The 19,098-nt window shown below is 60.2% G+C and carries 17 protein-coding genes; 6 read left to right on the top strand and 11 right to left on the bottom strand.

The features are described 5' to 3' along the window. Positions 1–19: 19 nt before the first annotated feature. From ED655_RS01080 to ED655_RS01060, 5 genes are all read right to left on the bottom strand, one after another. Positions 20–1,366, bottom strand: a complete 1,347-nt coding sequence (locus ED655_RS01080; RefSeq protein ID WP_122048700.1) for a purine-cytosine permease family protein — start codon at positions 1,364–1,366, stop codon at positions 20–22. Between the two features lie 76 nt (positions 1,367–1,442). After that, entirely contained in the window at positions 1,443–2,219 is a 777-nt protein-coding gene (locus ED655_RS01075) for an amino acid ABC transporter ATP-binding protein (protein ID WP_122048660.1), read from the bottom strand. After that, positions 2,216–2,932, bottom strand: coding sequence for an amino acid ABC transporter permease (locus tag ED655_RS01070; protein WP_122048659.1), 717 nt, complete (start codon positions 2,930–2,932; stop codon positions 2,216–2,218). The genes ED655_RS01075 and ED655_RS01070 overlap by 4 nt, the downstream gene beginning before the upstream one ends. Before the next feature lie 8 nt (positions 2,933–2,940). Next, positions 2,941–3,894, bottom strand: coding sequence for a substrate-binding periplasmic protein (locus tag ED655_RS01065; protein ID WP_122048658.1), 954 nt, complete (start codon positions 3,892–3,894; stop codon positions 2,941–2,943). Continuing rightward, positions 3,895–4,701, bottom strand: a complete 807-nt coding sequence (locus ED655_RS01060) for a phytanoyl-CoA dioxygenase family protein (RefSeq protein ID WP_122048657.1) — start codon at positions 4,699–4,701, stop codon at positions 3,895–3,897. 194 nt (positions 4,702–4,895) lie between these two features. Here ED655_RS01060 and ED655_RS01055 point away from each other — a divergent pair, with 194 nt between their 5' ends. From ED655_RS01055 to ED655_RS01040, 4 genes are read left to right on the top strand one after another with little or no spacing between them, the layout of a single operon-like run. Next, positions 4,896–6,047, top strand: a complete 1,152-nt coding sequence (locus ED655_RS01055) for an aminotransferase class I/II-fold pyridoxal phosphate-dependent enzyme (protein WP_240993434.1) — start codon at positions 4,896–4,898, stop codon at positions 6,045–6,047. Position 6,048: 1 nt separating this feature from the next. Further along, positions 6,049–7,446, top strand: coding sequence for an FAD-binding oxidoreductase (locus ED655_RS01050; protein ID WP_122048656.1), 1,398 nt, complete (start codon positions 6,049–6,051; stop codon positions 7,444–7,446). Further along, the gene (locus ED655_RS01045; protein WP_122048655.1) at positions 7,443–8,015 is read left to right on the top strand and encodes a HutD/Ves family protein; all 573 of its coding nucleotides are present in this window, start codon (positions 7,443–7,445) and stop codon (positions 8,013–8,015) included. The genes ED655_RS01050 and ED655_RS01045 overlap by 4 nt, the downstream gene beginning before the upstream one ends. Before the next feature lie 24 nt (positions 8,016–8,039). Beyond that, entirely contained in the window at positions 8,040–8,990 is a 951-nt protein-coding gene (locus tag ED655_RS01040) for an isopenicillin N synthase family dioxygenase (RefSeq protein ID WP_122048654.1), read from the top strand. Positions 8,991–8,994: 4 nt separating this feature from the next. Here the strand turns inward: ED655_RS01040 and ED655_RS01035 are convergent, their stop codons facing one another. The 5 genes from ED655_RS01035 to hutI form a co-directional block, all read right to left on the bottom strand. Then, on the bottom strand, positions 8,995–10,155 hold the full coding sequence (locus ED655_RS01035; protein ID WP_122048653.1) for an alpha-hydroxy acid oxidase: 1,161 nt from the start codon (positions 10,153–10,155) through the stop codon (positions 8,995–8,997). Next, the gene (hutH, locus tag ED655_RS01030) at positions 10,152–11,702 is read right to left on the bottom strand and encodes a histidine ammonia-lyase (protein WP_408735633.1); all 1,551 of its coding nucleotides are present in this window, start codon (positions 11,700–11,702) and stop codon (positions 10,152–10,154) included. The genes ED655_RS01035 and hutH overlap by 4 nt, the downstream gene beginning before the upstream one ends. A 3-nt stretch (positions 11,703–11,705) precedes the next feature. Next, positions 11,706–13,379, bottom strand: coding sequence for a urocanate hydratase (hutU, locus tag ED655_RS01025; protein ID WP_122048698.1), 1,674 nt, complete (start codon positions 13,377–13,379; stop codon positions 11,706–11,708). A gap of 264 nt (positions 13,380–13,643) precedes the next feature. Further along, the gene (gene hutC, locus ED655_RS01020; RefSeq protein WP_122048651.1) at positions 13,644–14,369 is read right to left on the bottom strand and encodes a histidine utilization repressor; all 726 of its coding nucleotides are present in this window, start codon (positions 14,367–14,369) and stop codon (positions 13,644–13,646) included. Positions 14,370–14,480: 111 nt separating this feature from the next. Further along, a complete protein-coding gene (gene hutI / locus ED655_RS01015; RefSeq protein WP_122048650.1) occupies positions 14,481–15,725 on the bottom strand; it encodes an imidazolonepropionase in 1,245 nt (414 codons plus the stop codon). A gap of 158 nt (positions 15,726–15,883) precedes the next feature. On the opposite strand from hutI, the gene ED655_RS01010 reads away from it, so the two are divergent. Together ED655_RS01010 and hutG are read left to right on the top strand one after the other, a co-directional pair. Further along, a complete protein-coding gene (locus ED655_RS01010) occupies positions 15,884–17,254 on the top strand; it encodes a formimidoylglutamate deiminase (protein ID WP_205835957.1) in 1,371 nt (456 codons plus the stop codon). A gap of 46 nt (positions 17,255–17,300) precedes the next feature. Continuing rightward, positions 17,301–18,110: an N-formylglutamate deformylase gene (gene hutG, locus ED655_RS01005; protein WP_122048648.1), complete on the top strand. Its 810-nt coding sequence runs from the start codon at positions 17,301–17,303 to the stop codon at positions 18,108–18,110. Between the two features lie 390 nt (positions 18,111–18,500). Here hutG and arfB read toward each other — a convergent pair whose 3' ends face one another. Beyond that, complete coding sequence (arfB, locus tag ED655_RS01000) at positions 18,501–18,923, bottom strand: alternative ribosome rescue aminoacyl-tRNA hydrolase ArfB (protein WP_122048647.1); 423 nt, start codon at positions 18,921–18,923, stop codon at positions 18,501–18,503. Positions 18,924–19,098: the final 175 nt, after the last annotated feature.

Raw genomic sequence — 19,098 nt, 5'->3', positions numbered from 1 at the left:
ATTCGATCTAGATTCGTAATCATCTTACATGTTTCGACATGCGGGCTGTTGCGAGATAAATCATGCTGGTCACAGCCAGTCCGGCAATCCATGAGAGATCGGCCCCACCCAGAAAACGCGCCATAGCCCCGGTATACAGTCCCGTCGATATGAACGGGACTTGTGAAGCTAACCCAATTGTATAGGTGACCAGGGCCGGAACGTTGTATCGTCCGTACATACCTCCGTCGCGCCTGAAAAGTGATGGAAGATCGTAAGCTCCATGCCGCAGGATATAGTAATCGAGCAGATTGATCGCGGACCACGGCACCATGATCGACATGAGCAGTTCGAGGAAGCCTGCATAGGCGCTTTCGAACCGGCCCGCCATGAGCAGCGCCAGCCCGAAAGACAGGACGAGCAGAACCAGGGTTACCGCTCCACGCCAATTTCTGCCGAAACGATGCGTCGGGGCGAGGGTATGGAGCACGGTGATGGAGGAAAGCGCTCCACAGTAAAGCGTCATGGCGTTTGCCACGACCAGCCCCAGCGACAGCACGCCCAGAACAGGCGCGGCCGCAGAACCGAGGCAGAGAATCAGGCGGTCATTGACGGCCGGTCCGGCGAGAGCTCCCACGACCATCGCGACAAGCGAGCCAAGCACACAGCCCCAGTATGTCGCATGAAAGGCCTGTTTCTCACCTTCGCGCGTCTGCGGCAGATAGCGCGAATAATCCGAAACATAGGGTGCATAGGCAATCTGCCAGAGTGCGGCAATGGACATGGCTCCCAGAAAGCCGGAAACCGTGTCATGCCCCCCGGTTGTCAGCGCAATGCCCGGGGCAGAGGGAGCGAATAATACAGCACTCAGACAAAGGAAGATTGCGCCCCCACAGAGCAGGGCGATGTAGTGGGTCAGGCGATGAATGGCGCGATAACCCAGCACGGCGGGAACGGCTGAAATGACAGCAATCGCGATCATGCCCGGCCTCCCTCCCAGGAACGGGAGCATCATGGCAAGCCCCTGCGCACCCAAAACCAGATTCGACGCAGCAAAACCGAGAAACATCAGCACAATCAGCGCGGTCATGGGGGCTGCCCCGATCATGCCGAACTGGGCGCGGGACTGGATCATCTGCGGAATACCGAGGTGTGGCCCCTGCGCCGCATGAAGCGCCATGAACACGCCGCCCACGACATTGCCTATGAGCGCCGCCAGTAAGGCTACCAGGGGTGTCAAATGGAATTCTCCACGCATGACCCCGCCCGTGGCGATGGCCAGCATGGTCATGTTGGCGCCAAACCACAAGCCGAAGAGGTCCGACGGCTTTCCATGACGTCTCGACGACGCAATCGGATAGATCGTTTCGAATTCGACTTCGGTCATGCTTCCGTCATCCGGATGAGCATGCCCGGCAGATATCGATGTGGCGCTCCTATCGGGAGGGGGATGCTTCATCATGTTACTCCTGCCCAACATGGTCGGACACTGCCTCGAGAAAAACCCGCATCGATAGGGGGGCCTGCGAGCCAAGCATTTGCCCGGCCGGTCCGCTTGCGACGATATGGCCGTCAGCGCAGAAATGGACGGTCGAGGCAATGCTGCGCACCAGGCGCATGTCATGGCTGACCACGATCATGGTCAGCCCATCGCGTGACAGGTCGCGCATCACGCTCTCGACCTCGCGTACCAGCGCCGGGTCGAGAGCACTGGTCGGCTCATCGAAAAGAATCAGGGCCGGTGACATGGCCAGTGCACGGGCAATCGCCACACGCTGTTTCTGCCCCCCAGAGAGACGATCCGGGTAATGCCGCGCAAAGCCCAGCATTCCCACCCGGTCGAGATGGGCACTGGCCATCATGCGTGCCTCCTCCTTCGGGCGCCCCTGAACCACGCGGGGACCCTCCATCACATTTTCAAGCACGGTACGATGGGCAAAAAGGTTGAAGTGCTGGAAGACCATCGGCATGCGGGCCCGCGCCGCCTGTAACTGGCGCCTGGGGGATATCTGGAAAAGATTGCCGTCTTCGGAACAGAGGCGTTCGCCCCGGAACGTGATCTCGCCACGATCCGGCGTTTCGAGAAAATTCAGGCAACGAAGGATAGTTGATTTTCCTGCCCCGCTCGGACCGATGAGACAGGCGATTTCACCCTCTTCAACAACGAGGTCCACCCCATCGAGCACCGCTCTGCCTCCATAACTCTTGCCAAGCTGTCTGACCGTCAGGACAGGATTCATCGTACGGCTTCCTTCTCCATGGTCTGAACTGTGCCAGACATCGTATCGGGTCCGGATCGGCGATCATGGGTAAGCCGGTTCTCAAGATGAAGAATCAGACGTGACGAGGCAAAACTCATGATGAAATAGATGATCGCCACGAGCAGATAGATGTTACCCCCATCGAACGTATCCGAAATGAGGATGCTCGCATTGCGCAGAAGTTCGTTGACCGAAATGAATGACACCAGTGCACAATCTTTCAGCAGGGCAATGAAATAGCCCCCGAGTATCGGCAATGCCGCCAGCCCCGCCTGGGGCATGATAACGCGCCGATAGAGTTGCACCCCCGACATTCCCAGCGAAATAGCTGCTTCTCTCTGCCCGCGATCCACGGCATTGATGGTGCTCCGGAATACCTCCGACACGTAGGCCGCCAGATTGAGAGACAAACCCAGAATGGCGGCCGGGAAGGCACCAAGCGTCAGGCCCCAGCGCGGCAGCGTAAAATAGATGATCAGCAGCTGCACGATCAGCGGCGTATCACGCATGATCTCGACAAACACATTGAGCGGCCATCGCAGCAACCGCGTCCTGGCACGACGGCCAAGGGCAATGAAAAATCCAGTCACTGTCCCGAGCGCCATCGCGACAAGAGAAAGCTCGATCGTGACGAGCGCCCCACGCAGGAGAAAGGGCAGATATTCGCCCGCCTCAGCCAGGAAATCCAGCATGGAAACAGCTACTCCGAATCAGTACGGTCGGGCAGGATAAGGTGGTCCTGCTGCGGCTCCCACACACCGTAACGTTTCAGTATCGTTCTTATTGTGCCATCCCGACGCATTGAGTCCAGAGCCTCATCGACGGCAACCTTCAGATCAGGACAGCGATCGGAAATGACTACCCCTTCGCTTCCGAGACGATAGCGGGCCTTGGCCTGTATCACGGCCCATCGCGGCTTGGGGGCATAGAAAACGGGCGCGCCAACAGTGCGCAGATCCGTGAAATGTGCCTTCTGGGCATGAAGCGTTCCCTGATCAACGATCACCGCCGCAACCTGGTGGTTGCGCAGGGCCGTGAAAGGATCGGCGAACGTCTCGAAATCGGCCACATCAGCCGCCACACCATCAGCCACCAGGTGGTGCGCAGTTGCTGAGTCGCTGGTCCCCATGACAGAGGCAATTGTCTTGCCCTTGAGATCGGCAAGAGACTTGATTGGCGAATCCGCCAGCACGATCACATAGTCATAGAGCATGAAGTAAGGCGTCGAGAACAGCACATGCCCCCGTATCCGCCGCTCTTCGGTAATATTGACGTCGCTCAGAACGATATCCCAACGACCCGCCTTGAGCCCGGGCACCATGGTCGGCCATTCGGTGATGATGAATTCGGAACGCGCCACGCCGAGGCGTTGCGTCAATGCGTCCAGGAGGTCGGCATCGATACCGTGATATACCCCATCATGGCTTTGCCAGAGAGAGGGATGAGCGCCAAGCAGCCCATTCCCGACACGCAGAACCCCCGATGCACGTATCGTGTCCAGACACCCGGCCTGTGCGACGCCCGACGCCGCCAAAGTGAGAAGACTGCAGGACGCGAGACGACGCGCCACCCGCCAGCGGCACTGACGTAGCCCCGCACGGATCGTGCTGGCTGTTCGGGACCTGCGCGCCGCGACGGGAGCCGGTTCGGCCATTCAGGCCGCCGTCGCGAGAACGGGAAAATCGGGGCCTGTTAGTTTCTCACCATCTTGCAGGGTGAGATGGGAGAAAGGCGGCGATCCCTTGCCACCTCTGTCGGCAAAGCACGCATTATCTCCCACGAGCCGCGCTGAGAACACCCGCCTCCTTGTGACCGCGCCCAGAGTCGCAGCAGCGCCATGCACTGTCCCGAAATCGAAAGCCACGGCATCACCGGGCTCCATAGCGGCAGAGACGATCCGGTAAGCGCTCCTGTCAGCGTCGATATCCGGCATGGGCGTACTGTCATCGCCCGCATAGAGGGGTGTCCCGTCAAAACGCATGGGCTTGTGATCGACGCCCCATCGGTGAGACCCGGCAACACATTCCAGCGCATTTGCCTGGGGTACCGGGTCGAGCGGAATCCAGAAACTCACGCTTTGCGGCCCGCTCACGCAGTAATAAGGACGGTCCTGGTGCCACGGCGTCACGAGCGATGTCCCTGGCTCCTTCACCAGAACATGATCATGGAAAAATCGCGCCTCTCGCGCACCCATCAACGACGCAGCCAGAACTCCAAGGGGCGAGTCTTCTATGAATGCGCGGAATTCCGGGATCCTTTGCCAGTTGCAGAGATCCTGGAAAAACGGTGCCGAGTCGGTCGGCTGATAGGATCGCTCGAGCGGGCTGGGCGATGCCATCAACCGATCGATTCCCTCACGCAGGGACTCGATCCAGGGCGTAAAAACGCCACGCAGAATGACGACGCCGTCATCACGAAAAGCCTTGACCAGTTCGGGCGACAAGGGGGAGGCAGACATCATCACGGCATGATCTCCTGACACAATCTGACGGCAAGCCTATGTTGTCTGTACAAGGAAGGTCAATTTATTTTCGTAATGAAAAAGCGAATAACCGCCACAAATATCGTATATAAGGCGCTATAAATCTTCGCGCTTGCATGATGCGAGTCGATATCGCTAGTCTTGTCTATACAACCATAAACTGGATATCGGCCGTGCATTCTCCCCTTGGAACCCCGTCATCCGTCTCATGCTGCCGCCCTGAAATAGCGGCCTTGCCAGCCTATAATGCAGGCCTTGCATCAGATGCGGTCAAGGAACGATACGGCCTCAATTCTATCGCCAAACTCGGAAGCAATGAAAATCCCCACGGGGCCCCGCCTCAGGTGCGCGACGCCCTTACCAGCCTTTTCGACAAGCTGGCCCTTTATCCCGAAGCAGAACCGAAGCTGCGCGCGCGTCTTGCCACCTACCTGGATGAGCGGATGCAGGCGCTCATCCTCGGGAATGGCTCGGAACAACTCATACGCATGATCATGCAGGGGGTAATCTCCACTGGCGACAGGGTGGTGACCGTTCTGCCCTCGTTCGGCCTGCATATCCTGAACGCAGTGGCGATGGGAGGGGTCGTCGATTCCGTGCCGGTCACCGAAACATGCGATTTTGATCTCCAGGCCCTCTGCGCTGCGGTATCCCAACCGACGCGTATCCTCATCTTTTCCAATCCATCCAATCCTGTGGGTTGCATGATGACAGAGACGCAGCTGGAAACGCTGATCTCTGCCTGCCCACATGATTGCCTGATTGTGATCGACGAGGCTTATCGGGAATACGCGGCCCACACCGCGCATTACCCGGATGCGCGCCGCGTTCTGCGCCGCCAATCCCGCCCCTGGATCGTGCTCGGTACGTTTTCCAAGGCCTGGGGACTGGCGGGGCTGCGCATCGGCTGGGCCCTGAGTGACACCCCGGCCCTGATTAACGCGCTCGAGGCCGTTCGCGATCCGTTCAATACCAATATCGTGGCACAGCTCGCTGCCCTCGCTGCACTGGAGGGAGAGAGCCATATGCGCGAGAGCGTAGCGGCCACGGTCAGGGCGCGGGATGCCCTCAAAGCCAAGATCGAAGCCATGGGCCTGGATGTCGCTCCCTCGAGCGGTAATTTCCTGTTTGTCAGACTACCCTGCCCAGCCGCACCGGTTGCAGAGACGCTGCTCCGTCACGGCGTGATCGTCAAACCCTGGAAAGAACCGGGGTTCACGGACAGGATACGCGTCTCCATTGGCCTCGATGAGGAAAACATGCGTTTCACCGTGGCACTGCGTGCCATCCTTGCCGAGCCACCCGCCCTTGAGGAAGTGTCCTGAAATGAGACCCTCTGCGCCAGACCGTATCCGACTTGTCGCCGAACTCGACACCCTTTTTCCCGGGCGGGTCTCGCGCAGCCCCTCCCTGCTGGAACAGCACAGCCACGGCGAGGGCTATCACGCCGCCCATGCGCCCGATGCCGTTCTTTATGTCGAGTCGACACAGGAGGTCTCGCAGGCCCTCGCATTCTGCAACGCCCACAACCTGCCCGTTGTGGCCTTCGGCGGCGGTACATCGCTCGAAGGGCAGCTCAATGCTGTCGAGGGTGGCATATCGCTCGATCTGTCACGCATGACGGAAATCATCGCAGTCCATGAAAATGATCTCGATTGTCGCGTTCAGGCCGGGGTGACCCGTCAGGCCCTGAACCTGCATTTGCGTGATCTGGGGCTTTTCTTCCCGGTCGACCCGGGTGGCGAGGCAACGATAGGCGGTATGTGCGCGACGCGCGCCTCGGGAACAGGCGCGGTACGCTACGGCACCATACGCGAAAACGTGCTCGGCCTGACTATCGTGCTGGCCGATGGGCGAATCATGCAGACCGGGGGGCGCGTTCGCAAATCAGCGACGGGCTACGACCTGACCCATCTCATGATCGGTTCAGAAGGGACACTCGGGGTCATCACTGAAATACAGCTTCGCCTGCAGGGAATACCTGAAACAACGGCTGCGGCTATCTGCCAGTTCGAAACCCTCGCGGGATGTGTGGAGACTGCGGTGCAGGTCATGCAGATGGGCCTGCCGGTTGCACGCATGGAATTACTCGACGACGTGCAGATGCAAGCTTGCATCGACTACTCGAAGCTCGATACCTATCGCCCCGTGCCCACCATGTTTTTCGAGGTTTCAGGTGGTCCTCAGGCCGTGGCGGAGCAGATCGGCACGATCGAGGCCCTGAGTGTCGATAATGGGGGAGCTTCCTTTGCCTGGAGCACGCGCGATGATGAGCGCGCCGCACTCTGGAAGGCCCGTCATGCCGTCTACTGGGCCTGCCTCGCCTTTCGTCCCGGCCATGTCGGCATTTCCACAGATGCCATCGTGCCCATATCCGCCCTGACAGAAATGATCCTGGGCGCAAAGAGCGATATCGAGGCATCAGGCATCACCGCGCCGATCGTTGGCCATATCGGCGACGGTAACTTTCACACGGTCATGCTTGTGCCATCGGGGGAAGACGCTCTGGCCCGCGCCCATGATCTCGATGCCAGACTGATCGCCCGCGCCCTTTCTCTGGGCGGGTCTGCAAGCGGCGAGCACGGGGTGGGACTGGCCAAACGTGACTACCTCCAGCAGGAACATGACCAGGTTTCGATCGACGTGATGCGCAGTATCAAGGCCACGCTCGATCCGAAAAACATCCTCAACCCCGGCAAGATCTTTCCCGCAGCACGACCATGATCGCGCTCTACGACCTCACCGCCTTCCCGGAGACGGACTGGAAGAACGGGCAGGGTCGTACCCGCGAACTGGCTCGGGGTGAGACACAGGAAGGGACATGGCGGGTCAGCCTTGCCTCGATCGGAGGCGATGGTCCGTTCTCCTCCTTTCCGGGCCTCGTGCGCCATCTTGCCCTTGCCTCGCCCGGCCATCTGATCCTGAGCCCCGTGGGCGACTGCCCTCATCATCTCAACCGTGCCGGAGCCATTCTGAGCTTCGACGGAGCCATGGTCGTGACAGCGGCCTGCCCCTCCGGCCCGGTCATGGCATTCAATCTAATGGCTTCGCACGGACAGCCTGCCCTTCTGTGCGCCCATGAGTCGCCTTTCCCACTGCCCCATACCGTGCATTTCACCCTGCTTCCCCTGAGAGGCCCATGGCATGTCGCCGGACGGGGACCAGCATTCGGCCCGGGCAGCGTTCTTCAGGGGAAGATTGTCGCAGGCGATACGCCCCTGCACATTTCCCCGATGGCATCTTCCGGGCCACAGGCCCCGCTCTGCCTCGCCGCCTTGATCCCACCTTCCTGACCCTCAATCCGACGGAGCCTTTTCATGAACGATATTGGCTATCTTCCAGTCATCGATCTTGCCCCGGCTCGTGCCGGCAATCTTGAGGCGACAGGGCGCGCCATCAATGCTGCCTTTTCGCAATCGGGGTTTTGCTACGTACGAAACCACGGCATTCCGGAAAGCCTGCTTGAACGGATCCATCGCGAGGCGCTCGATTTTTTTCATGCCCCCATGGAAGAAAAGCTTCTTTGCAAGCCCCGTCAGGCCGTGAGGGGTTTCAACGCGCTCAACCGCACCACCATGTATGGTGCGGCCAACCCGGATTATAAGGAGTTCTTCCAGATCGGGCTCGATCTGCCGACGGATCATCCCCTTGTCCAAGTGGGCCAGCCCTTGCGCGGCCCCAATCTCTGGCCTGAGGGACGGCCAGATTTCCGCGCCGCCATGGAGGCCTATTTCGAGGCCGTAGGCGTATGCGGACAGGTACTTCTTCGCGCTGTCGCCTGTTCGCTCGGGATCTCGCCCGATTTCTTTGTCACGCGCTATGCCAGACCGTTGCAGCGCAGTCAGGCCATCTGGTACCCGCCCCACCCGCCGGAACGCGAGGCAGATCAGTTCGGGGTGGCTCCTCACACGGATTACGGCTGCATTACCCTGCTCTGGCAGGATGACACCGGAGGGCTGGACGTGCAGGGCCCTGATGGTACCTGGATTCCCGCACCGCCCATTCCGGGAACGCTCGTCATCAATATCGGCGACCTTCTGTGCCGGTGGTCGAACCGACGCTATGTCTCGAACATGCATCGCGTCACCAACCGTTCCGGACGCGAGCGTGTTTCTTTCGCAACGTTCTACGACCCGGATTACGACGCCCGGATCGATCCGCACGATCTCAACCTGCCAGCCGGGACAGACGCCCTTTATCTGCCCGTTTCCGCCGGGGATTACATCATGGGGCGCATACGCGATTCACAAAAGCCCCGGCAGGGCTGAACCCTCATCCTGCAGAATGAAGCGCAGTCCGTCCTGCCTCGCGCAGCGCCCGGATCGTGCACAGCCCGGTAAGCGCCATGCAATCCGCCGTCTCACGGATCAAACGGTGCAAAGCGGTCTCTACATTTTTCGTTCCGCCTGCGGCCAGGGCCCAGGCCCAGGGGCGGCCCAGCGAAACGGCTCGCGCGCCCAGCGCAAGAGCCGTGACAACGTCACCGCCATGACGCACCCCGCCATCCAGCACAACATCGAGCCGGTCCTGCGTGACGTCCAGTATCTCGGGCAGCATAGTGAGAGGCGATGGTGCAGGGTCCAGCTGTCGGCCACCGTGATTGGACAGGATCAACCCGTCCACACCACAGGAAACCGCCTGCCGGGCATCATCGGGATGGAGCACACCCTTGAGAACAAGGCGGCCCTTCCAGCATGCCCGCAGCGTCTCCAGATCGGCCCGTGAGAGAGTGGGATCGATCCGGGATGCAATGTCACGGGCCTGCGCCATGATACCGCGCGCTCCAGTATAACGCCCCATCGTCCCCAGATCGTTGCGTGTTGCCCGCAACCGGTCGAGAAGCCAGGCCGGGTGCCGGGCCAGACCCATGCTCTGGCCGAGACTGGGGCGCACACGGTCACGAAACCCGTTCCGAATGTCGCGCGGGCGCAGGGGCGTAATAGCGGTATCGACGGTCAGAACAAGCGTCCCGACCCCGCACGCCGCAGCCCGGTCGAGCATATCCTGTGTCACGCCGCGGTCACGCAGGATATAAAGCTGGGCCATGAGAGGCGCCTTGACCGTCGCCACGTCCTCCAGAGCATGGATGGAGAAGCTCGAAAGGGTCGAGGCAATCCCGCATCTTTCCGCTGCCCGCGCCGCGCCAATCTCGCCGTCGCTATGAAACAGCCCGGCAAAACCGACCGGCGAGAGCAGGACAGGCGCGTTCAGAGCCATGCCGAAACAGGTGGTCTTCTGGTCGATACAGGATACATCGCGCAACCCGCGAGGCAGAAGGGACCAGCGCTTGAAAGCGGCCCGATTGGCGAGAATTGTCTTCTCACCATGGGCGCCACCATCGAGATAATCTGCAAACAGGCGAGGCAGACGACGGCGCGCTCGCGCTGCCTCGATCTTGAAAGTGCCGTCATCCGGCGCGATCACCCCACTCATTCGGCGTCGAGTGTGGGTAGTTTCAGCGATTGGCTCGCTGCCTTGACAAGTGCACCTGAGGCAATGAGCGCATTGGCAGCCTCCATGTCGGGCGTGAAGAGCCGGTCCTGCGCGAAAAACGGCACGGTCCCGCGCAGCAGGGCGGCCGCCGCGACCAGCGGCTCGGAGGAACGCAGTGGGGCCAGGAAATCAAGCCCCTGCACGGCAGAAAGATATTCAATACCGAGAATGGTACGTACATTCTCGTTGATGTCGCCGACACGGCGCGCCGCGAATGTCGCCATCGACACGTGGTCTTCCTGATTGGCTGAAGTAGGCAGGCTGTCTACGCTTGCAGGATGGGCGAGCGTCTTGTTCTCAGAAGCAAGGGCTGCCGCCGTGACCTGGGCAATCATAAAGCCGGAATTGACGCCACTGTCATTGACCAGAAAGGGCGGCAATCCGCTCATGCCAGGGTCCACCAGCAGGGCGAGACGACGCTCCGCAATCGCTCCGATTTCTGATACGGCAATCGCCATCAGATCGGCCGCAATGGCTACAGGTTCGGCATGGAAATTACCGCCAGAGATCATTTCGTCCGTATCGGGGAAATGGATGGGGTTGTCTGACACCGCATTGGCCTCGATCAGCAGGACGTGAGCTGCATGACGCAACGAATCCAGCGCAGCCCCCATGACCTGAGGCTGGCAACGCAGGCAATAAGGATCCTGCACGCGCTCGTCATCGATCTCGTGTGACGCGCGTATGGCAGAACCGGCCATGAGCGCCCGGTAGATGGCGGCACATTCGATCTGTCCCTTCTGGCCGCGCAGAGCATGAAGCCTCGGATCGAAGGGAGCATCTGTTCCCCGTGCCGCATCAAGGGTCAGTGCTCCGGTCACAAGCGCGGTCTGATGGAGGGTTTCCGCTTCGAAAAGGGCGATCAGAGCCAAAGCCGTCGAGGTTTGCGTGCCATTGAGTAGGGCCAGCCCCTCTTTCGGTCCGAGTTCCACAGGCCTCAGCCCGGCGCGCTCCAAAGCCACGGCGCCCGGCAGACGCTCACCGGCGAAAAAGGCCTCGCCCTCGCCGATAACAACTGCCGACATATGAGCAAGAGGCGCAAGATCACCCGATGCCCCGACCGACCCTTTTTCCGGGATCACGGGAATAACCCCGCGATTGAGCATGTCGAGCAGCAGGCGGACGATCTCGTAACGCACACCCGAATAGCCTCGCGCGAGCCCATTAGCCTTCAGCAGCAGAATAAGTCGCACGACCGGCTCCGTCAGAGGCTTGCCGATCCCTGCGGCATGGCTGAGCACGAGGTTGCGTTGCAGATCACGCAGCTTCTCATCGGGGATACGCGTCTTGGCCAGCTTGCCAAAGCCGGTATTCACGCCATAGACAGCTGCACCGCCCGCCACGATGCGCTCGACCGAACGCGCGGCCTCGCGCAGGCAGGGTTCGGTGCCGGCATCGAGGAGGATTTCGGGCTTGTCGAGAATAAAGCTGCGCAGGGACGCCAGATCGAGAGCGCCGGGAACGAGAGTGAAAACATGCTTCATGATGGATCAGGCTCCGTCGATCATGGGCAGGATGACACCCTGTTCCCGGGCACAGTCTCTGGCGATATTGTAGCCCGCATCGGCGTGACGCATGACACCGGTTGCGGGGTCGTTCCACAACACACGTTCCAGACGACTTGCGGCCTCCGCTGTTCCATCGGCAACGATGACCATGCCCGCGTGCTGTGAGAAACCCATTCCCACGCCGCCGCCATGATGCAGCGAAACCCAGGTGGCGCCAGACGCCGTGTTGAGCAGGGCATTGAGCAGGGGCCAGTCGGAAACGGCATCCGACCCATCCTGCATGGCCTCGGTCTCGCGGTTCGGGCTGGCTACAGAGCCGCTGTCGAGATGGTCTCGACCGATCACGACAGGGGCCTTGAGCTCACCGCTTGCGACCATCTCATTGAAGGCAAGACCGAGCCGGTGGCGATCGCCGAGCCCGACCCAGCAGATGCGTGCGGGCAAACCCTGAAACTGGATCTTCTCGCGCGCCATGTCGAGCCAGTTGTGCAGATGCGTGTCATGCGGGAACAGTTCCCTGACCTTGGCGTCCGTCTTGTAGATATCCTCGGGATCGCCGGAGAGGGCGGCCCAGCGAAAAGGCCCGACGCCGCGGCAAAAGAGCGGCCGTATATAGGCCGGAACGAAGCCCGGAAAAGCGAAAGCGTCCTCGCACCCGACCTCGAAGGCCATCTGCCGGATATTATTGCCGTAATCGAATGTCGGGACACCCATACGATGAAATGCCACCATGGCCTCGACCTGAAGGCGCATGGAGTCCTTGGCGGCGCGTTCTACGGCAGCGGGATCTGTCACGCGCTTATGCGCTGCCTGATCGAGCGACCACCCTGCGGGCAGATAGCCGTTCAGTGGATCATGGGCCGATGTCTGGTCGGTCACGGCATCGGGACGGACGCCACGACGCAAAAGCTCGGGGAAAATCTCCGCAGCGTTACCCAGCAACCCGACCGAGATCGGCACATCAGCCGTGCAGGCTGCATCGATCCATTCGAGCGCCTGGTCGAGCGAGTCCGTCTTTCGGTCAAGATAGCCCGTTTCTAGGCGCTTCTCGATACGGCTCGGCTCACATTCGACGGCCAGCATCGAAGCGCCTGCCATTACCGCGGCGAGAGGCTGTGCACCGCTCATCCCGCCCAGACCACCCGTCAGGATCCAGCGGCCGCGCAACGAGCCCCCATAGGATTGCCGCCCCATTTCGACAAAGGTCTCGTATGTCCCCTGCACGATGCCCTGACTGCCGATATAGATCCACGACCCTGCAGTCATCTGGCCGTACATCATCAACCCGGCCCGGTCGAGTTCATTGAACCGATCCCAATTCGCCCAGTGCGGTACCAGGTTGGAATTGGCGATCAGAACACGGGGAGCATCGGGATGGGTGCGAAATACCCCGACCGGCTTACCCGACTGAACGAGGAGCGTCTGGTCGGCGTCCAGATTGGTCAGGGCACGCACAATCCCGTCATAGCAGGCCCAGTTGCGGGCCGCGCGACCGATACCGCCATAAACGACCAGTTCTGAAGGCTTCTCGGCCACATCGGGATCGAGATTATTCATCAGCATGCGCAGCGCCGCCTCGGTCTGCCATGACCGCGCTGTCAGTTCCGGCCCATGGGCCGCGCGAATAATCCTGTCATTGGCCAGCCTGGCTGGCAAGGAATCCTGGGCGCTCATGACATCTCCTGACCCAAACATGTATATACATGTTAAGGTGTGTCATAAGATCTGTTTCTGTCAATCAAAAATCGTCACGATTTGAGAATGACATGCCAATGCATCGCCCGGCTCGGCACGTCTTTCGTGAGTCCCAGATGCCGTGAGAGCAAACATGCACATGGGCGGGATAGCAATCCGGGTACAGACAGAAGAAAACGGAAATCTGGGACGTGGACGACGAGGCTCGCTGGATCCCGCCCCCGTTCAGGGGCGATAGCGCCCGACGAAGCTGTAGCGGCTTCCGGGATAGGTGAAGATGCCTTTCATCACCACGCGCTCATCAACCCAGGTGCGACGCATGAGTTGCAGGCAGGCCTCGGGCGCCTCGAGGTCGAGCAGATCGCAAGTTTCCTGACTGGGCGTAACAGCAAAGACAACATGTTCTATCTCCTCGGGATGCGAGATCGAGGAAAGATGCCGGTGCGGGTGGGACAGGCTGAAATCCTGCTCCAGATAATCGGGGGCAAAATGGGGCGAAACGAAACGTTCCTCAACCTGAAGCGGCGTACCGTCTTCAAGATGAACGATGATCGAATGGAAGAGCCGTGCGCCGGGGCGCTGACCGAAAGCCATGGCTAGGTCGCTATCGGCCCGGATGGAGCCCAGCGTGATGACGCGCGTGGTGTGGGTGTGGCCGTTCGAAACGATATCCTCTGCGATATCGCGCAATTCAAGCAACTCGACACGCTTGAGCGGCTCGGCCACAAAGGTGCCCACACCCTGTGCACGGGTGACCACGCCATCGACGGTCAGTTCGCGCAGGGCACGATGCACAGTCATGCGTGACACCCCGAGAAGGTCGACGAGTTCACTCTCGGAAGGAAGCCTGTGCCCGACCTCCCATTCTCCCGTCTCGATACGGGAGAGGATGTATGATTTGACCTGCTCGTAACGTGCGGTCGGCTTGTCCTTGCCCAGCAATATGGTCACCCTCTTGCATCCCCTTTCTGCCCAGGCCAGATGTCTATACCGGTCATACCCGGCTCGCCAGTCTTTAGCACGGGATCATAACCTTCCTACTCCCGGCCGCGCTGCCCCCTATCAGAGAACCTGATCCGGAACGCCGGCGAAAACACGTCCCACAGGCATTACCCCGCCGATCCAGTATGCGAGCTCGTGAGGGGCGGTGATGTCCCAGAGCGCCATATCGGCAGCCATTCCAGGCGCCAGCATACCGCAGGTTGCCGAGAGTCCGAGCGCAGCGGCCGCGTGGCGCGTATGGCCGTCCAGCGCTTCGTGCGGTGTCAGCCGGAACAGGGTACAGGCCATGTTCATCACGGCCGTGGGTGACAGTAAAGGCGAAGTACCCGGGTTGCAATCCGTCGCAAGCGCCATGCGCACACCATGCGCACGAAAAGCCTCCACAGGGGGCAGTTTGTCTTCGCGGACGAAATAAAAGGCCCCCGGCAGAAGAACAGCCACCGTACCCTGCGCTGCCATGGCCCTGATACCCTCTTCATGGGCGTATTCCACATGATCGGCAGAGAGTGCTCCCAGCCGCGCAGCAAGCGAGGCACCGCCCAGATCGGAAAGCTGATCAGCATGAAGGCGCAGTGTGAAACCGAGATCCCGCGCCGTGATGAACAGACGCTCGATTTCATGAGGCTGAAAAGCAATGCCTTCGCAGAAACCATCTACGCTATCTGCCAGTCCTCCGGCTGCAATTTGAGGCAGGAGGTCAGTGCAAAGATGATCCAGATAGGCTTCACGACGCCCGACGAACTCAGGCGGCAAGGCATGAGCGCCGAGAAAGCTCACATGCACGCGCAGCCTCAGTTCGGAACCCAGACGACGCGCCACGCGCAACTGTTTGAGTTCGTCCTCGAGCGTCAGTCCATAGCCGGATTTGATCTCCAAAGTCGTCACGCCATTCGCCATGAGCCGCTTGGCTCGTTTTTCGGAGAGCGCAAAAAGCTCGTCCTCGCTCGCAGCCCTCGTGGCTCTCACAGTGGAGAGTATTCCCCCGCCACGTCGGGCGATCTCCTGATAGGACACGCCGCTGAGACGCTCGGAGAATTCCCCGCTTCTGTCGCCGGCATAGACGAGATGGGTATGCGGATCGATCAGCCCCGGCGTAATCCATGCTCCCCGGCAATCGATCACCTCCTGCGCCAGGGTCTCGGGTGCGCCGGGCAGGTCGCAACATGATCCTATCCAGGCAATCCTGCCTTGTTCGACCGCAATCGCACCATCGCGCAACAAGCCGGATTCCGTCTCGATATCGTGATGATCCACATGGGGCGCTAGCGTCGCAAGATGCGCGTTGATCCAGAGCCTGTCCCACATCGTTGCTCAACTCCCAGCCCGCTTGACCTAACTTATCTATACATGTCTAGTTATGAGCGCGTTAGCGCGCAACGGTAATCGTAACACGTTCCATGCTCGAGCATCCGGCTCCGGAACGTTTCCCCTGTTCTCATCCTGCGGAGTTCCTGATGTCTGAAATGTCGTCTCCCCGCGCGGTTTTCGCCAAGCAGGCTTTCCTGCCCGGTGGCTGGCGTCACGAGGTGCGCCTGCAATGGAAGGGGGGGCATTTCACTCATATCGACGTCCATGAAACACCCCGTGCAGGCGATCAGGTCGTCGACATTGTTGTACCGCCGCTGGCCAGCCTGCATTCTCACGCGTTCCAGCGCGCCATGGCAGGACTGGCGGAGACACGCCGCCATCTCGTCGACTCCTTCTGGACATGGCGCAAACAGATGTATGCGCTCGCATCGCGCATCACGCCGGAAGATATGCGCATCATCGCGGCCCAGCTTTATGTCGAAATGCTGAAGGCCGGTTTTTCCCAAGTGGGCGAATTCCATTACCTGCATCGTGGGCCCGACGGAAACGCCTATGACGACAAGGCGGAGATGGCCCTCGCTGTCGTTCAGGCTGCACAGGATACGGGCATTGGCGTGACCATGTTGCCGACGCTCTACCGTCACGCAGGGTTCGGCAAGGCGCTGGCTCCCGAGCAGGCGCGTTTTGCGAGTTCGCCCGAATTCATCGCAACCATACTCGAGACCCTCGAGACGCGGCACAAGGGTAATCCCCTTATCAAGGCAGGGCTCGGGCTACATTCACTGCGCGCCGTCGACAGAGAGAGTCTGGGCCGCATGCTCGGAATGATCGGCAAAAACATGCCGATCCATATTCATGTCGCTGAACAGCAGAAAGAAGTTGCCGACTGCCTGGATTACCTTGGCAGACGTCCTGTGGCATGGCTCCTTGATGAGGCACCGGTCGACCGGCACTGGTGTCTGGTCCATGCCACCCATCTAGATCAGGATGAAACGCACCGGCTTGCGGCCTCTGGTGCGGTTGCTGGGTTGTGCCCTATTACGGAAGCCAATCTTGGCGACGGGCTGTTCCCCTTGGAATCCTATATTACCCAAGGTGGTCGTTTCGGAATAGGAACGGACAGCAATATCCTGCCATCGGTGTCGGAAGAACTACGCCTTCTCGAATACGGGCGCCGTCTTGTGAGCCGAAAACGCTGCTGCGCCCTGCCAGACGACATGCTCGGATCGGTCGGGCGTTATCTCTACGAAGCGGCTCTCAAAGGCGGGACACAGGCCTGCCAGCAGAATGGCGGCAGGCTGGCCCCTGGCATGAGAGCCGATCTCTGCGTCCTCGACCCTGAAGCCATGGCCCTGCCCGAGCTTGAGCAGGACGCGATTTTCGATGGCGCACTCTTTGCCCGTCCGAGCCTGCCGGTGCAGCATATGCTGGTCGCGGGAGAATGGGTCATCGAAAGCGGTCATCATGCCCGGGAGAGGACCATAGCTGATGCTTTCCGGCGTGTAGTGACAAGGCTGCATCATTGAGCGCGCCCCGCAGAACACATAAGAAAGAGAGACAGGAAACCGGGCCATGAGCGAAACGAGCGTTTTTACCCTGACACGCGGCGAGTCCCCGGTCCTGATCGCGCTACCGCATAATGGCACGCTTCTGGCCCCGGGCATGGAGACGCGCATGAGCGCTACTGGCCTGGCCCGACCCGATACGGACTGGCATATGGAGCGTGTTTATGACTTTGCCCCTGATCTAGGTATGGGCGTCATTGCAGCGAGATATTCCCGCTATGTCATCGATCTCAATCGTGGGCCTGATGATGCCACGCTGTATCCCGGCCGACCGAAAACCGGGCTGGTGCCAGAATTCAGCTTTGACGGCGAAGATATCTATCGCCCCGGTGAAATTCCGGGAGAGGATGAGATCGCCCATCGTCTCGAAACATACTGGAAACCCTATCACGCAGCCCTGGAGGCAGAACTCGAGAGACTGCGGAACATATGGGGCTGGGCCTTACTCTGGGACGGGCATTCCATACGCTCGCTCGTGCCCCGGCTTTTTGAGGGGCAATTGCCTGACCTCAACCTTGGGACTAATGACGGGGCATCTTGCGATGTCCACCTGACGAACGCGTTGAGCACACTCCTTGCTGGCCAGAGCAGCCTTACCACCATCGTTAACGGGCGGTTCAAGGGCGGCTACACAACCCGTCATTACGGCCAGCCCTCACGCAATATCCATGCCATCCAGATGGAAATGGCCCAAAGCACCTATATGGCGCAGGAACAGCCGCCCTGGACAATCGATGAGATCAGACTTGGAGAGACCCAGACCGTGCTTCTCACGCTCATGCGTTATCTCACCACATGGCGACCCTCTTCAGGCTGAGACGCTACCCGCGACGTGCAAGCCATCAATCAGCCTCAGTTGCGTCCCTCCTCCGCAACAGGGCGGGCAAATGCAGCCCCGGCCGGTACGCATGGTTGATAGCGTCGAGTCTGCCGGATGAATCCGATATCTTAGATCGCAATAAACGCCCCCAGGATTCGTTCACAGAACAACCTTTGACCCGGCCCTCCCTGAAAGCCGCATTCAGGGGGACCCATTCGGGCGAGCGGGCCTCTGACAAAGATGATATACGCTCATCCCTCACCCCAGATCGCGGAACTTCCGCCGCTTCTATAGGACGCAATAACAGGAGTGAGTGGACCGCAGCCTGTCCGCTGTACAGCGCGTATATGCGAATAGTGGTCGTTCTCGCGGATTCAGCTGCGGGTTTCAGTCCTCGCGAGGTGTAGCGCGGCTGCGCTTGATCCCTGCGCGGTGGGATTTACCGTCCATCCGGCGCGCACGCGCCGCCCGGCCCGGGCGCGTAGGCACCCGAAACGGCTGACGGTGGGCGGCTTCACGGATCATTATGGCCAAACGTTCGATCGCGTCCTCGCGATTGCGGATCTGCGTGCGAAAGCGTCGGGCCGTGATAACGATCACGCCATAACGCGTTGCCCGACTACCTGCGATCTCCAGCAGACGCACGCGCACCCGTTCGGGCAGGGACGCGGAACGCGCGGCATCGAAACGCAGCTGCGCTGCGGTCGCAACCTTGTTGACGTTCTGCCCGCCGGGCCCAGACGCCAGGATATAGCTGACCTCAAGCTCGCTGTCGGTGAGGGACAGGCCGGGAAGTATGGGAATTATCATGGCACGCCCTATAGCATATCGCACCCCGAAATACCCGCATGGGTGCTGTCACGTGAGCTGACGGGAGATAGCCGAAGCCGGCCAATGGGACATGAGAAGGTCGATTTCGACCACGAGATAGGCAGCGCAACTCCCTTCCGGCTAGAGGATGTCCTGCAGCGTCATGGCAACATCC

Origin of the sequence: Asaia bogorensis, from assembly GCF_900465345.1 — a bacterium.
Lineage (GTDB): Bacteria > Pseudomonadota > Alphaproteobacteria > Acetobacterales > Acetobacteraceae > Asaia > Asaia bogorensis_A.
The sequence above is the reverse complement of the archived record's forward strand: the minus strand, read 5'-3'. Positions and strand labels throughout refer to the sequence as shown.